This window comes from Bradyrhizobium sp. 172 (genome assembly GCF_023101065.1).
In the GTDB taxonomy this organism is placed as follows: domain Bacteria; phylum Pseudomonadota; class Alphaproteobacteria; order Rhizobiales; family Xanthobacteraceae; genus Bradyrhizobium; species Bradyrhizobium canariense_D.
Window position 1 is genome coordinate 5,726,319 of record NZ_CP064701.1, and the last position, 14,787, is coordinate 5,741,105.

Genomic DNA, 14,787 nt, shown 5'->3' on the forward strand with positions numbered 1-14,787 from the left:
CGTATTGCGCTTCAACGCCGATCGACGCGCAAACGTTCTGCGACAGGTCAAATGCCTGCCGAATCCCACGTCAGCTCATGCCCGCACGATGTGCAACAGCCGCAGCCCATCGTACTGGAAAATACGGCTGATCGGTGCGACACATTGTAAGGGCGGGACCGCCGGTTGCGGTCATCAAGGCTGCGGCATTGGGGTCGCACCTGTTGGGGTGATCATGTGGGGATCCATCATATCGGAATGGGCGAGCCTGCTGCTCCGCTGGCTACACGTGGTCGCCGCGATCGCCTGGATCGGCAGTTCCTTCTATTTCATCGCCCTCGACCTCAGCCTTAGGCCCAGGCGCGATCTGCCGGACGGCGTGCAAGGCGAGGCCTGGCAGGTCCATGGCGGCGGCTTCTACCGGATCATGAAATATCTGGTCGCGCCCGCCCAGATGCCGGACGAGCTGACGTGGTTCAAATGGGAGGCCTACACCACTTGGCTGTCCGGCTTCGCGCTGATGGTGGTGGTGTATTATCTCGAGGCCGATTTGTTCCTGGTCGACAAGTCGATCCTCGATCTCACGCCATTCCAGGCCGGCCTGTTCAGCCTCTGCAGCCTCGCGCTGGCGTGGCTGCTCTATGAAGGCGCCTGCCGTACCGGGCTGGCGCAGCGCGAGCTGCCCTTCGCGATCGGCGGCTATCTGTTCCTGGTCGCGTTGACCTATGCTTTCACCCACGTGCTGAGCGGGCGCGGTGCCTTCAACCAGATCGGGGCGATCATCGGCACCATCATGGTTGCCAACGTCTTCGCGCTGATCATCCCGAACCAGAAGAAGATCGTAGCCGCCCTTCTCGCAGGGCAGGCGCCCGATCCGAAGCTCGGCAAGACCAGCAAGGAGCGCTCGGTCCACAACAACTATCTGACGCTGCCTGTCGTCGTGCTGATGATCAGCAACCACTATCCCCTGCTCTATGCCACCCGCTTCAACTGGATCATCGTCGCAATCATCCTGGCGCTCGGCCCCGTGATCCGCCATTTCTTCAACGAGCGGCACGCCGGGCGCAAATCGCCGTGGTGGGTGTGGGGCGTCGCAGCGGTCGGCGTGATCGCGATCCTGTTCCTCTCGGCGGCCGGCCCGCGCGAGGTCAAGACAAGCGCGCTGTCAGCGCAGCCGACGCTTGCCAATGTCGAGGAGATCGTGATGTCCCGCTGCAGCATGTGCCATGCCGCCGAACCGGTCTGGGCCGGCATCGTCACCGCGCCGAAGGGCATATTGCTGGACGCGCCCGAGCACATCCATCGCAACATCCGCCTGATCGGCCGCGTCGCCGCCTGGTCCAATGCAATGCCGCCGGGCAACATCACCGAAATGACCAGCGAGGAGCGCGCCATCCTCGCCGCCTATATCGAGCAGGCGCGCTGACGCCATCAAGTGTCAGATATCGCGCTTCACGGAATGAAATTTCCGCATGTCCCACCGATTTGAAAATGACTTGACCGCCTATCCGGCGTAGACAGGATTTGCGGCCGCCGACGGCGGTCCAGTCAGTTTGCACTCGGGGAAAGAACAGTGGCCCTCAAGAACGTCATCGGTATCGACCACGCCGTGGTCATGGTGCAGGACCTCGACAAAGCCGCCGAAAACTACCGGCAGCTCGGCTTCACCATCTCGCCGCGCGGCACCCACAGCGCACATATGGGCACCGGCAACTACACGATCATGTTCGACCCGGATTATATGGAGCTGCTCGGCGTGCTCGCGGCGACCGAGCACAACGCGCCGGCGCGTGCCTTCCTCGACCAGCGCGGCGAAGGCATCGAGCGCATCGCCTTCACAGCGGTCGATTCCACCGCCGGCGCGGAGGAAATCCGCGCGCGTGGCCTGGAGCCGATCGGCCCGACCGATTTCGAACGGCCCGTGACGCTGCCTGATGGCACGATCTCGGCGGCGAAATTCCGCACCTTCATGTGGCCGACCGCAGAAGCGCCCGGCGGCGTGCGCATTTTTGCCTGCCAGCACAAGACGCCAGAGACGGTGTGGATTCCCGAGCTGATGAAGCACGCCAATGCGGCCAAGCGGATCAAGCAGACATTGATCGCGACGCCCGAGCCCGCGAAGGAAGCCGCGGATCTGGGACAGCTGATCGACCGCGAGCCGAAGGCTGAAGCCGACGGCGCAGTGACCGTGCCCTCCGGTGGCGATCGTGCCGATTTCGTTTACTTGACGCTGGAGCAGCTCGGCAAACGTTATCCCGGCGTGCCGCTCGCGGGTCTTTCCGAACGCGGTGGCGCTGCCCTGGTGCTTGTCAGCGGCGATCTCGCTGCCACCGACAAGGCGCTTGGTTCGGCAGCCGTGCGCAGCGGACCTGCGATCTGCGTGCCGCCGGCCAAGGCGAACGGCACCCTGCTCGCCTTTGTTGCCGGCTGATTTGAACTAATTCTTCAACGAGCGTCTACAGGGCGGCCCCAGGCTTCGGGGCTACCCGCGCCTTCAGGGCCAAGCGCATGTTCAAAGAGAAATCGCCGATCGCCTATGACGCGCCGGCCGAACTGAAGAAGTGACCGTCGCTGAAGGGCCAGAGGCAAAAGGATCGAGGTCCGCCCTATCCCGTCTACAACGGCACGCTCGCCGACTGCGTCCGCGAGCTCATGGGCAAGCCATCAAGGGCATCTCGCTCTACGATATCATGACGAGGGCAAGCAGCGTTCGACCAGACCGTGCTGTCGCCCGGTGATGCCGCCGAAATCGCGATGCGCAAGGACTTTCCCAAAGACTAGTTCGAGGCGCGCCTACCGCCGGACTTCCGCCGCTGCTCGGACGAGGAGTCCGTCGGCGCATCCAGAAAGACCACCGGTGTGCCGCGCTTGACGTGCTCGCCCAGCGCGCGCACGTCCCAATTGGTCAACCTGACGCAGCCATGCGACGCGGACTTGCTGACCCTGTCGGGCTCCGCCGTTCCGTGGATGCCGTACCCCTGTGCGGACAAGCCGATCCAGTATGCTCCCACCGGATTGTTCGGGCCCGGCTGAACATCGAACGGCTGTTTCGATTTGACGCTTCTGAACTTGTAGTCAGGGTTGTAGTGATAAACCGGATTCTCGTGGGTGCTGGTGACCTTGAGCGTACCGCTCGGCGTCGGACGATCCGGACTTCCGATTGACGCGGGATAGAACGCGATCAGGGTGGCGCCCTGGTCGAATGCTTTCAGCGTCCCGTTCCTTTTGTCGACGTCGAGCCGCGCGATGTTCGGAAGCTCTCGCCGCGCCGGAACGTTTGCAACGACGATGGTCGCTCCCACCTTGTCGAAGGCCTTGTCCGGGTTGAGCGCCTTGAGCAGATCGGCGCTCATGTGGAATTTCTCGGGAAGCCCTTCGAGCGGGCTGGTGTAGCTCAGCGCCTTCAGCGGCTTCATGTCATCAAGCTTGCCGGGCAGCTCCTTCAGAAACGGGCCCTTCACATCCGCGTCCGTGATCTTGTATTCGACGAGGACGGCGCCTTCGCTCGCGGCGTTCAACTTGTCCCAAAGCTCGGGCGCGATCGTTTTATCCGATGCAACGCCGTTCTGCTCGGCGAATGCTTTCAGTGCCTTCTGCGCGTTCTCTCCGAGCTTGCCGTCGATCTCCCCGGGCGAGAACCGCGCACGGTCGAGCAGAATCTGAAGCTTCACGATCGCGGCGTTGAGCTTGTCGCTAGCAGGTTGCTTTGCGGGACGCGCAGCATCGTTTACCGCTGCCGCATCGAGATTGCCCGCAAGCGCCGAAGAGATCGCCGCCAGCGAAATCACCGCGCCAAGCATCCACCGCATCATCTCGCTCGTCCCCATTCGCCAACGCCCCCGCAAATTCGCGGAGCAAAGAGTTTCCGGCGGGAACACCGTAGTAACACCGTGGGAACCGACGAGACCGCAGCTTTGCCGCAATCGCTCGGTTAATAACTCCTTATCGCCGGCGCATCGCTGGCCGTTCACCCACAGTTCGAGGTTGCTCCAGCAATGCGATTTGTCGTCGCGGCGTGCGCCGCGTTCATGATTCTGATGTGCGACTTCGATCCGTCGGCGTCCCGCCAACCATCAGCTTTCGATCACGCCGTTCTTCAAAACACTCAGGCCTCGTCACTTGTTCCGGTGGTCGAGCTGTTCCTTGCAAGCGTGCAGGCCCTCGAGCTCGCCAATGCGCGTGCGGCCTATGAGGAGACCCCCGAGCCGCCGGATACGGTCGAACCCGTCGCGCAGGCGCCGGTTTCGCCGACGGAACGCTTCTGCCACGCGCTTCGCGGAGCTGCCGAAGCCAGCGGCATTCCCGTGCCGTTCTTCGCGCGTTTGATCTGGCAGGAGAGCCGCTTCAAGTCCAACGAGGTCAGCCAGGCCGGCGCGCAGGGCGTCGCGCAGTTCATGCCGGAAACGGCAGCGGAGGTCGGGCTAGATGATCCGTTCGATGCGATGAAGGCGCTGCCGGCATCGGCCAAGTTCCTGCGCAAGCTGCGCGACGATTTCGGCAATCTCGGCCTTGCCGCAGCCGCCTACAACGCAGGTCCCGGCCGAATCCAGAAATGGCTCGCCAAAGAGAGCGAGCTGCCGCGTGAGACACGCGACTATGTCCGCATCATCACCGGCACCAGGGCCGAGGACTGGACCGAACGCGCGGAAGCCCTCGCGATCCGGATCGACCTGCCGCGCGAAGCACCCTGCGAGGGCATCGGCAGCCTGTCCAAGACGAAGGACGTCGCCTGGGTTCCGGTGAACCTGACGCCCTCGGTCGCCACCATCATTCGCAAGGCCGAGCAACTGGCGGCGCGATTGACCGCCAGCCACGCACGCAAGCGGCTCGCGTCTCTGATCCGGAAGAACACCCACGGCAAGGCACGCAGCATGATCGCCGCGCGTGCGGCGGGAAAGAGCGCGAAGGCCCGCGCCATCCGTTTTGCAGCGCGCGAACGATCTTCGGGCTGATGCGCAAATCCGGAAGCCGCTCTATGGAGCGGCTTCCAGTGGCCGCGAACTAGTCGATCTCCTCGATGATGCGGCGTTCGCGGGGCTCGACGACATAGGTCCGCGTATCGCGGTGGATGTAGCGGTACTCGCGGAGGTCGGGCGCGTCCCGATAGACGGTGCTCGGGAATTCCTCGACCTCGACACTCTCGGGAACGCGGTCACCAACATGGATTTCGGACCGCGCGGTGCTGCCGGTGGTCTGTCGTTCGCTCCGTCCCTCGGTGCGGGTCTTCGCATGCTTGCGGATCACTTCGCGATCGCGATCCGAAAACTTGCTGGCGCTGCGCTCACGCGTGGTCGTCGTTGTCGCGGTGGATTGTCCCGAGTACGGCAGCACGGTTACGATCTTGTATGTCGCCGGATCGACCACGACGATTTCATCCTTCACCAGCGCAAAGCTGTAGCCGCGATATTGCGGCACGATCTCGACCACATCGGGTGGCAGCGTCGATAGCTGGACATCGCGCGGCACCACCGTGCCGACGTTGAGCGAGAAATTGACGCTGGTCAGCGGCCGCACGTTGAGATGCGAGATGGACGCGCTGATCTTGGTCTCCTGCTGCTTGTTGAGGTTGACGTCAGTGCGGGCGGCGGCCTGTGAATTGGCACCGGTCCGCTGGTCTTGCGCCTGATTGCTGCTCGGCGTGTTTGGCGATTGCTGGGCCTGGTTGGTACCAGATGAACCAGGCGCCTGCTGCGCCTGATTGGTATTGTTCGACGGAGGGTTGGAGCGATCCTGCGTCTGGTTCGAGTTCGCCGCCGGCGGATTGGCGCTCTGCTGCGAGGCGGGCTGGTTACCGGCCGCGTTGGAGTTTGCCGTACCACTGGGCGGCCGCGAGGACGTGTCCGCGCTGTTGGTGGCGTTGGTCCCGGAGCCGGAATTGGCCGATCCGGAAGACGGAGTGGTCGCCTGGGTATTCTGTGTCGACGCTCCGGGCGTTGATGATTGCTGCGGCTGCGATCGCGACTGCTGTGTTTGTGCCGCGCCAGACGGCGACGTGTTGGACGGAGCTGCGGAATTGGACTGGGATTGCGGCGTTTGCTCAGACTTGGTGTTGCTGCTTGGCGATTGCGCAAAGGCGGCGTTCGCCAGCACCAGCCCTAAGGCGGTCGTTGCCAACAGGCGGATCATGGTTCACTCCCTTGTTCGGTCAAAGCGTTAGCTATTAACCTGCGCTAAAAGCGTCTGTTCCACTTTTTCCCGGCCGAATGCGCCGCCTGAACGGAACCTGCGATGCCATCGAAAAGCGCCGGGATCATTGCCTATCGCAAACGTGGGGAGCTCGAGGTTCTGCTCGTTCATCCCGGAGGACCGTTCTGGCGCAACAAGGACCTCGGGGCATGGTCGATTCCGAAGGGCGAGTACGCAGACGAAGACGCAGAAACCGCCGCGCGACGGGAGTTTGCCGAGGAGCTTGGGCTTGAGCTGTCCACGCCGCTGACTTCGATTGGCCAGGTCAGGCAGCGCGGCGGCAAGATCGTCACCGCGTTCGCGGCCGAGTTCGACGTCGATTTGCGCAGCATTCGCAGCAACACATTCGAGATGGAATGGCCGCCACGCAGCGGCAAACGTCAGACCTTCCCGGAGGTCGATCGTGCCGAATGGTTCACGCTCGCAGCAGCGCACGAGAAGATCAACGCAGGACAGCGCCCGCTGCTCGAGCGGCTGGCTCAGGTGGCCGGCAGCACGCCAAGCAGACGCCCTACTCCGCCTTGATGTTCGCCGCCGCCACCACTTCGGCGAGTTCCTTGATCTCCTTCGCGATCTTGGCGGCGTAGTCGGCCGAACTCAGCACGCTGACGACGCCCTGCGTCTCCAGCCGCTCCCGTAACAGCGGATCGTTGGCTGCGGCGACGATCTCCCGGTGCAGCATCTCGAGCGTCGGCGCGGGGGTTGCCTTCGGCATGAAGAAGCCGACCCAGAACGAGATGTCGAAGCCGGGATAGCCGGCTTCCGCGACGGTCGGCACATCAGGCAACGCCGGCAGCCGCTCGGCGGAGGACACCGCGAGCGCGCGCAGCTTGCCGGCCTTCACCAGCGGCACGGCGGATAAGGGATCGAACACTGCCAGGACCTCCTGCGCGAGGATACCGACCTCGGACGCAGCACCACCGCGATAGGGCACGTGGATCATCTTGACGCCGGCCCTCTCGCTGAGCAGCTCCATGGCGAGATGGGCAAGGTTGCCGTTGCCGCCCGAGCCGTAGGCAAGCGCGCCGGGCGCAGCCTTTGCCGCGGCGACGAGATCGGCGACGGTGTTGATGTTGGCCGTCTTGGAATTCTCCGGATTGACCACCAGCACGAGCGGCGCCGACACGACGGTGGTGAGCGGCGCGAAGTCCTTTTCCGGGTCGTAGCGGATATCCTTGAACAGCGTCTTGTTGAGCGTGATGGTGGAGGAGTTGCAGGCCAGCATCGTGTAGCCGTCGCCTTCCGCACGCGCGACGCCTTCGGCCGCGATCATGCCGTTGGCGCCGGCGCGGTTCTCGACCACGAAAGCTTGTCCGAGCTTGTTGCTCAGCCGATCGGCGACGATGCGCGCGACGACGTCGACCGGGCCGCCCGCGCTGAAGCCGACCATGATCTTGACCGGCCGCACCGGATATTTTTGCGCGAAGGCCTCCGTCGTCACGCACAATCCGGCGACGATCGCCAGCAGGCGAAGCGTTCGTTGCATTCGTTCTCTCCCCAGAAGTTCTCGCCGCTTTTGCAGGTCGCGGCGCATTCGCGGATCATGATGAGCGGCCGCGCCGGATTTCGCAATCGCGTTTGCAGGCCGGCATTCCGTCGCGCGGCAGGTCGGAGCCGGTTCGAAACAAAAAACGCAAAAACAACCGCATGCACAGTAGCCGACGCTTGCGAGATCAAGGACTTGCACGAACGAGGATTTGCACGAACGAGGATTGCGCGCTTCGCAATCTTCGTTTGACACGTCGGGCAAAACACCGGCAGAATGCCATCATCGCAACAATCGTCAGCGTCCACGCCGCCCGACCACGGGGCGTCGCGCGGCGATTGCGCGTAAGCCCTTCATCAACATCCCGAAAACCCCACAGGCGCGCAAGCCGAGCGATCGATGTCGCGCGCAATGAGCCCGCGCGGGCAAAGGACACAGCACATGACGACATCTGCCAAACGCCACGGCACGCTGCCGGTTGCGGCAAACGATCGCAGCGGCCCCGACGCGAGCCCGCGGATCAAGCTCTACAAGCGGGGAATTGCGATCCTCCACGCGGACCCGCAAGCCGGCGAACGGCTGCTGGCCGAGGCGCTCGGCGCCGCTGACCGCGACGCGCTGCATGGTCTCCTCAAGCAATTGGTGAAGGCCAGCGTGACCGGACGCAAGCCCGATGAAGCCAATCTCGCCTTCATGATCTCGCTGGTGAAGAGCATCGCGCCGAAGGACTCGATCGAGGCGATGCTCGCAGTGCAAATGGCGTCCGTTCACGCGGCCACGATGCGCTCTGCCTGCCGCCTCGCCCTCACCGACGACGTTCCGCAGCAAGAGAGCCTCACCCGCGTGCTGACCCGGCTGGCCCGCACCTTCGCGAGCCAGATCGAGGCACTCAGCCGCCACCGCAACAACGGCGAGCGTGCGATCACGGTCCGGAACTTGTCGGTGCAGGATGGCGGCAGGGCGATCGTGGGCAACGTGACCCAGCACGCGAGCATGATCGTCGCGGAGCCGCACGCTGCGACAGTCGCAGGACTGGTCCCGCCGCGTGAGGCCGGCGCATGCGAACAGGCCGAATCCAGGCAAGGCAGCAATGCATGAGCGGCGACCAAATTCGCAAGACGCGTGCGATGTGGACGAGCCCGCGCTGTGGCGCCGAAACGCGAAACGGCACCACCTGCCGCGCGCCTGCAGTGCACGGCAAGTCTCGCTGCCGCATGCACGGCGGCGCACGGAGATCAGGCGCGCCGAAGGGAAATCAGAATGCGCGGACGCATGGCGAATTCACGGGTGATGCGGCCGCTGAACGAGCGCAGGATCGGGCCGTGCTGAATGATACGTTGAAGCTCCTTGCGGAGCTGTCGCGAGTTGCCGAATAGGCCATAAAGGCGATGCACCGTAGATCGCAATCGTCGTTGACGAACGCGGTTGTGGAGACCCGCAACAGATGCCCTGCAGACTCATGCACCGTGGGTCATTTCCTTAAGTCTGTGAGGGCTTTGGTCGGCTACGCCGTCATGAGCGGACAAGCTCGGCGCCAGCTGAGAGGTCGGCTAAGGGCAGGCTAGGCCAAAGAAGCAGCTGCACTGACCTTTAGTTGAAGCGTTGTCGTATTTGAACCTTCGCTCGAATTTCCGGACTCACCTCAGTGGGGATGGGAATGAACTGTCCCATCACAGCATCGAGCGATCGTCAGCGGCAGTTGCAACGGATTTAGTTTCCGGGTTGCCAGCCTAAGCCGCACCAAGCCAGCGGATCGGCCGGCGAATATCGCGGAGGCAAACAGATGTTTCCAGCGAAACTTGCGGCATCGTTGCTGGGTTCAGCGTTGCTACTGACGCCGGTCCTTGCACGCGACGATGGCCGATACGACCACTCTCCGCTGAAGTCTTGGTTTGAAAACTTGCAGAGCGAATTTGGAAAGTGCTGTACTGATGCCGACGGATACATAGTGTCCGATGCCGATTGGGAGTCCAGTCGGGGCCGTTACCGCGTCCTCATCGACGGCGAATGGGTGCTCGTACCTGACGGTGCGGTTGTCACAGAACCAAACCGCTTCGGCCGTACAATGGTCTGGAGGCATTACATAGACGGCCATCCGCGCGTCCGATGCTTCATGCCCGGATTCATGACTTGACCTCACTTTCAAGGTGCTCCGCTTCGGGTCATTCGCACCGATTTGCCCGCGTATTCTCGATGTCCGCTATGGCCCTAGCTGCCGGCGTGCCGGATATTTCGCCTTCAGGCCCACAAGCAGACCAACGACGATAGCGGCGGCGGGGTTAAAGCTCGAAACAGGCCCTAAGGCCGTCAAAAAGCCAGGAGCCGCATGAAAGGCCGTGCACGCTCATCCGGGTTTCCGACGACGCTTTCTTTGCTAGGCCACTAAGCCGCACGACGTCGGGAACTTGCGGTTGGTCGCTTTGATCCAAATCAACGGATTCCTGCCTCCGAGACCTAGCGTCAGACCCAGACCAGATCGTCGGAGAAAGAAGATGCTGAAGCACTTGCTGGCCATTCTTCTTTTGCTGGCTTTCCCCTCGGCAGTCCATTTCCCAGCCGCGGCAGATGACCGAACTGCGGGACAAGTAATCCAAGAGGAAATTTGGGCGCTGCCGTTTCCACTGCCGGTGCTTGCCTTCCTGGTACGGCCGGTCGGAGATGGTCCGTTTCCGCTAGTGGTTATGAACCATGGAATTTCGCTGGAAGCCAACCAGCGGACGATGTTTCCGGCGATCGAGTATCGTGACGCGGCACGTTGGTTTGCACGTCGCGGTTATGTGGTCATCTCGCCCGTCAGGTACGGGGCCAGCAGTCTCGATGATAAAGATCAGGGTCTCTACGGAGCCGTCTTTGCCCACGTCGGTAGCTGCGACAACCCAAACTTCCGTGGTCCCGGGCTCGCCATCGCCACTCTGAACGAGTGGGTCATCGACTACATGAGCAAGAAGAAGATGATCCAGCCGGGTAAGGTCATCGTCGTTGGCCAGTCGGGCGGCGGATGGGGCTCGATTGCTCTTGGGAGCCTAAACCCGTCATCAGTTCAGGCCATCATTACCTTTGCAGCGGGACGCGGAGGCCGAGTTGACGGCAAACCCAACAACAATTGTGCTCCCGACAAGCTCGTTGCCGCCACCAGCGAATTCGGCCGCACCGCACGCGTACCGATGCTTTGGATCTACGCGGAAAACGACAGCTACTTCGGTCCGGAATTGACGATGAGGATGCATCAGGCCTTTGTCGAAGCGGGCGGAAATGCCGATTATCGTATGCTCCCGTCCTTTGGGACCGACGGGCACTTCATGATCGATTTCGCCGACGCGGTGCCGATCTGGTCGCCCTTGGTATCGCAATTTCTGGAGAAGCATTCAGCGACCGCTCCGCCGCTTGGGCAGCCAGTCAACGGCCCTTCTGCCCAGCGGGAGCCTCCGTCGAAGCCGCCACGATTGCGGCTGCCTGAGAACATCCATTTCTCAACCTGGAAAAAGCTTTGTTTCGCCTCATCCGATCGAACCAACATATGCCGATACGTCAACCGCCACGGACGATCTCGATCAGATCGTGGCCCGTGTCGATCTGATCGAACGAGCTGACGGTCCCGCTCGCCTGCAGCTGTTCGTTCCGCAAGGGGCAAATCTGCAGCAGGGAGTCAAGGTGACGGTAGATCAAGGCAGTCCTGTCCAGGTTCCTTTCACCTGGTGTCTCACCAACATCTGCATCGCAGCACGTGGAATTGAACCAACGGTGGCGGCTCAAATGGAAGCCGGCCAACAGCTCAAACTCGAACTCACAGACCTTTACTCCTCTTCGGTGACGATAAAGTTGCCGCTGAGCCAGTTCGGGGCTGTTCACCAAGACCCGCCTGCCGAAACTTTCGATTTCAGCCTGACTGAAGAATGAATGGAGTTGGACCGCCTGACGGGGCTGACCGAAAGGAAGCTCGACTGTGAGTACGTCGGATATGCCTCTACGGAGCACGAGACAACGGATCCTCGCTCTTAACGGACTGAAAAAATTCTCCGGATCGACGATCAAGCAGTCAATCCGGCAGCGAATTGTAGCAATCGCTGTCGGACTGATCATCCTCATGCTCGTGACGTCGGTCCTATCGATCGCGATGGTCAGGCGAGTCGGCTACCTGCTTGATGAGCTCTCTGCACGTTACGCACCTATCAACGCCCCGTCTGACACGGATCAATACTCTATCGCTCGAACGAGGCCTCGGGCTCCGCCGCATGGTGATCGCGAAGATGCAGGAGCCGCCCGATGTGCTCGGATATAGAGCCCGCTTGGAGCTCTACAACGAGAAGGGAGCCGAGGTCGAAAGCGAAGCGCAAGCCGCGCGGACACTGATCAATTCGATCATTGAAGACACAAGTACACCATCGGACAACGCAGCCCTGGCGCGCATCGACAACCGGATTGAAAATCTGGACGATACTCGCCGCCAGCTGAAGCAGGAGACCAGAGAGCTACTTTCACACCTTGAGGCGAGAGACTTTCCAGCGGCGAGACGCAGCCTTGCGCGAGCAGACGCTGTTCGCGACGACTGGATGAGAAGGTCAGTGCTATTCGATTGAGTATGCTGACCGTCAGCGAGGGGGCTATCGCAAAAGTGAGGTCGGAACAGACCCGGGTGGCGCTGACCTCGGCCATCGTGACGCTGCTTGCCGCGATCGTCGATTGATCTTCGCCAATCTGGTCAGCGGCGGCATCATTCGCTCTGTCCGACTATTGCTTGAAGGTGCCCGCGCGGTGGAAGCGGGTCAGCTCGATCAATCAATCGATGTAAGGGCGACTGACGAAATCGGACAACTGGCTGCCGCCTTCAATCGAATGATTGTGCAATTGCGCAACAACCAACGCATCAAGGAAACATTCGGAAAATACATCGATCCGCGCGTCGTTGAAGGCTGATCGATCACCCAAATTTGACGGCCCCCGAAGGCCAGCGCCGGGTGATGACTGTGTTGTTCTGCGACTTGAAGGGCTTCACCAGCCTTAGCGAAGGCATGACCCCGCAAGGTCTCGTCAAGGTCATGAACCACTACCTTTCGGTCATGTCCGAACCAATCCGGAACAACCGAGGGATCATCGACAAGTATATCGGCGACAGCATCATGGCTTATTGAGCCCCACCTTTCGTCGATGAGGCCGATCATGCCCGACTTGCATGCCTCGCCTCCCTGGAAATGATCGAACGTATCGGAAAATTGCGCGAGGAGATTCCTGAGCTACTTGGCGTTCGCGCAACTCCAATGAAGCAATGCGATCTAAGGATCGGGATCGCGACCGGCGAGGCGCTGGTCGGCAGCATCGGCCGACGTGATGATGAGCTACACCGTCATGGGCGATGTGGTGAACCTCGCCTCGCGGCTGGAAGGCGCGAACAAGGTGTACGGCACCCGCAATCTCGTTTCCGAAAGAACTATTGCTGCCGTGGGCACTTCACTTGAGGCGCGGGAGATCGATCGCATTGTGGTGGCGGGTCAAACTCGTTTCGAGGCCGTTTCTGAAATCCTCGGAAGCCGAGCTGATGTCACGCCACAACAACTGGTCTTGCGGGACAAGTATCTGGAAGGGCTCTCGAACTATCGCAACCGGCGATGGGATGATGCGCTTGCTGCGTTCAATGCGTCGCTTGAAGCGATGCCCGACGACGGGCCTGCAAGGGCCCTAATCGAGCGCATCGGAAGCTTCAAAGCAGAACCGCCTCCGAACGACTGGGACGGGTCGTGGCACATCGAAAAATGAGCGCCGGGCTGATACGGCGGACGTCTCCAATGGGTCACAAGCGGTCCTCCACCGGCTGCGCGCGGCAGGTCAGCTACGGGACAGGACCCGACATGCGGGCCCGTGAGGGGCTCCTCGTCCTCGCGGCAGTCAACATGGGTCGGGTAAAAGCTCCCACTATTGTGGTGACATTTCCAGATTTTCGAGCGGAGCCGTGAGGCGGCAAGTGAGTCCGGTCGATTCATAGGACACCGCAACCGACCCTCTGAAGTCGTATTCCAGCGCCCCCGAAATGAGTTGCGAACCGAAGCCTTTATCGGTGGGCTCCGACACAGATGGACCGCCGAATTCTTGCCAGACGAAGACGAATTTTTGATCACCCGCCTGATCTTCGGTTGACCACACGATGGACACCCGGCCGCCTGTCACGCTCAGAGCGCCATACTTTACTGCATTGGTGGCGAGCTCGTGAACCGCTAAGGAAAGGGCGAGAGCCTGTTGCGATCTGAGAACAAGCGGAGGACCGGACGTCGTAATCCGGCCTTCGCCTGTTCTGTAAGGGCTCAGGGCCGTGTTGACGACATCTCGAAGTGGGGCAGCAGCCCAATTCGCCGCAGTCAGCAAGGCGTGTGCTCGTCCGAACGCGGCAAGTCGTGCCTTATACTTTTCAAGATCGGCGCGGCTCGATACGTCACGAAATGTTTGGCTGGCAACAGCACCAAGCACAGCAAAGGTGTTCTTGAACCGGTGCTTTAGCTCTTCGTTGATAAGCCTCAGGGCTTCCCTTGCCATGTGCTCGGAGGTGACGTCTTTACAGACAACGAGTACGCCGCCGACTTTATCTTCAAGGTCAATTGGACCGAAGCTGTACGTCCACCAGACATCCTCGCGCCGACCGTGGCGGGTTACAGGCACCAATTGATCCTCATGCCACGTCGCCCCCTTACCTGCCATGACGTATTCAATCTGGGGACCAATGATGTCCCATATTTCATCCCAGCATTCACGGCCGCCCGCGCCCAAGGCGCTCGGATGCCGCTCGGGACCCATCGTTTCGCGATACGCATCGTTATAGAACTGGATGAGGTCCGGTCCCCACCAAATGAACATCGGGTGGCGTGAGGTAAGAACGAGCCGCACCGTGACCCGAAGACTTTGCGGCCACGCTTCCGGCGAGCCGAGCGATGTTTTTGACCAGTCAAACGCTCTTGTGAGAGCGCCCATCTCGCCGCCCCCCGACAAGAAAAGGCTACCTGTGTCCCCGCCCATGCGCGCAACTCCTGACACGTTGCCCAAGCGTAAAGCCAAAATTCTCGGCAATGCAATGTCGATGGTTGGTCAAAGCGGTCCACGCCGGGCGCTGCGATAGATCAGTTTCGGGCCAGATGGGGGTGCCACTACACCGG

At 61.5% G+C, this 14,787-nt stretch carries 17 protein-coding genes; 13 read left to right on the plus strand and 4 right to left on the minus strand.

The annotated features are described in order from the left end of the window. Positions 1–214: 214 nt before the first annotated feature. Entirely contained in the window at positions 215–1,405 is a 1,191-nt protein-coding gene (locus IVB07_RS27530; protein ID WP_026233319.1) for a urate hydroxylase PuuD, read from the plus strand. Positions 1,406–1,552: 147 nt separating this feature from the next. Further along, entirely contained in the window at positions 1,553–2,410 is an 858-nt protein-coding gene (locus tag IVB07_RS27535; protein ID WP_018457181.1) for a VOC family protein, read from the plus strand. Between the two features lie 346 nt (positions 2,411–2,756). On the opposite strand, the gene IVB07_RS27540 is transcribed toward IVB07_RS27535, so the two are convergent. Further along, the gene (locus IVB07_RS27540) at positions 2,757–3,791 is read right to left on the minus strand and encodes a L,D-transpeptidase family protein (protein WP_247766769.1); all 1,035 of its coding nucleotides are present in this window, start codon (positions 3,789–3,791) and stop codon (positions 2,757–2,759) included. Positions 3,792–3,974: 183 nt separating this feature from the next. On the opposite strand from IVB07_RS27540, the gene IVB07_RS27545 reads away from it, so the two are divergent. Then, a complete protein-coding gene (locus IVB07_RS27545) occupies positions 3,975–4,931 on the plus strand; it encodes a lytic transglycosylase domain-containing protein (RefSeq protein ID WP_018457183.1) in 957 nt (318 codons plus the stop codon). 49 nt (positions 4,932–4,980) lie between these two features. Here IVB07_RS27545 and IVB07_RS27550 read toward each other — a convergent pair whose 3' ends face one another. Then, positions 4,981–6,105: a DUF1236 domain-containing protein gene (locus tag IVB07_RS27550; RefSeq protein ID WP_018457184.1), complete on the minus strand. Its 1,125-nt coding sequence runs from the start codon at positions 6,103–6,105 to the stop codon at positions 4,981–4,983. A 102-nt stretch (positions 6,106–6,207) separates the two neighbouring features. Between IVB07_RS27550 and IVB07_RS27555 the strand changes: the two genes are divergently transcribed. Beyond that, positions 6,208–6,690 carry an NUDIX domain-containing protein gene (locus IVB07_RS27555; protein WP_018457185.1) on the plus strand — a complete coding sequence of 161 codons (483 nt, stop codon included), beginning with the start codon at positions 6,208–6,210 and terminating at the stop codon, positions 6,688–6,690. Here the strand turns inward: IVB07_RS27555 and IVB07_RS27560 are convergent. Beyond that, entirely contained in the window at positions 6,677–7,651 is a 975-nt protein-coding gene (locus IVB07_RS27560) for a tripartite tricarboxylate transporter substrate binding protein (protein WP_026233321.1), read from the minus strand. The two genes, IVB07_RS27555 and IVB07_RS27560, sit on opposite strands and share 14 nt — an antisense overlap. 441 nt (positions 7,652–8,092) lie before the next feature. On the opposite strand from IVB07_RS27560, the gene IVB07_RS27565 reads away from it, so the two are divergent. The 9 genes from IVB07_RS27565 (at position 8,093) to IVB07_RS40760 (ending at position 13,402) form a co-directional block, all read left to right on the plus strand. After that, positions 8,093–8,749, plus strand: coding sequence for a hypothetical protein (locus IVB07_RS27565; RefSeq protein ID WP_018457188.1), 657 nt, complete (start codon positions 8,093–8,095; stop codon positions 8,747–8,749). Positions 8,750–8,778: 29 nt separating this feature from the next. Next, a complete protein-coding gene (locus tag IVB07_RS40585) occupies positions 8,779–9,027 on the plus strand; it encodes an HGGxSTG domain-containing protein (RefSeq protein WP_276578209.1) in 249 nt (82 codons plus the stop codon). A 407-nt stretch (positions 9,028–9,434) separates the two neighbouring features. Next, complete coding sequence (locus IVB07_RS27570) at positions 9,435–9,785, plus strand: hypothetical protein (RefSeq protein WP_247363505.1); 351 nt, start codon at positions 9,435–9,437, stop codon at positions 9,783–9,785. Positions 9,786–10,143: 358 nt separating this feature from the next. Next, on the plus strand, positions 10,144–11,241 hold the full coding sequence (locus IVB07_RS27575; RefSeq protein WP_346659442.1) for a dienelactone hydrolase family protein: 1,098 nt from the start codon (positions 10,144–10,146) through the stop codon (positions 11,239–11,241). After that, positions 11,210–11,548 carry an invasion associated locus B family protein gene (locus IVB07_RS27580; RefSeq protein ID WP_247766770.1) on the plus strand — a complete coding sequence of 113 codons (339 nt, stop codon included), beginning with the start codon at positions 11,210–11,212 and terminating at the stop codon, positions 11,546–11,548. Before IVB07_RS27575 ends, IVB07_RS27580 begins: the two co-directional genes overlap by 32 nt. Positions 11,549–11,883: 335 nt before the next feature. Continuing rightward, on the plus strand, positions 11,884–12,228 hold the full coding sequence (locus tag IVB07_RS40745; RefSeq protein WP_085362217.1) for a hypothetical protein: 345 nt from the start codon (positions 11,884–11,886) through the stop codon (positions 12,226–12,228). Between the two features lie 103 nt (positions 12,229–12,331). After that, on the plus strand, positions 12,332–12,565 hold the full coding sequence (locus tag IVB07_RS40750; protein ID WP_026233323.1) for a HAMP domain-containing protein: 234 nt from the start codon (positions 12,332–12,334) through the stop codon (positions 12,563–12,565). Between the two features lie 14 nt (positions 12,566–12,579). Then, a complete protein-coding gene (locus IVB07_RS40755) occupies positions 12,580–12,780 on the plus strand; it encodes an adenylate/guanylate cyclase domain-containing protein (protein ID WP_345946757.1) in 201 nt (66 codons plus the stop codon). A gap of 196 nt (positions 12,781–12,976) precedes the next feature. Next, complete coding sequence (locus IVB07_RS40760) at positions 12,977–13,402, plus strand: hypothetical protein (RefSeq protein WP_026233324.1); 426 nt, start codon at positions 12,977–12,979, stop codon at positions 13,400–13,402. 156 nt (positions 13,403–13,558) lie between these two features. Here IVB07_RS40760 and IVB07_RS27590 read toward each other — a convergent pair whose 3' ends face one another. Next, positions 13,559–14,605 (minus strand): PAS domain-containing sensor histidine kinase, encoded by a 1,047-nt coding sequence (locus IVB07_RS27590; protein WP_247363506.1) that lies wholly within the window; start codon positions 14,603–14,605, stop codon positions 13,559–13,561. Between the last annotated feature and the right edge of the window lie 182 nt (positions 14,606–14,787).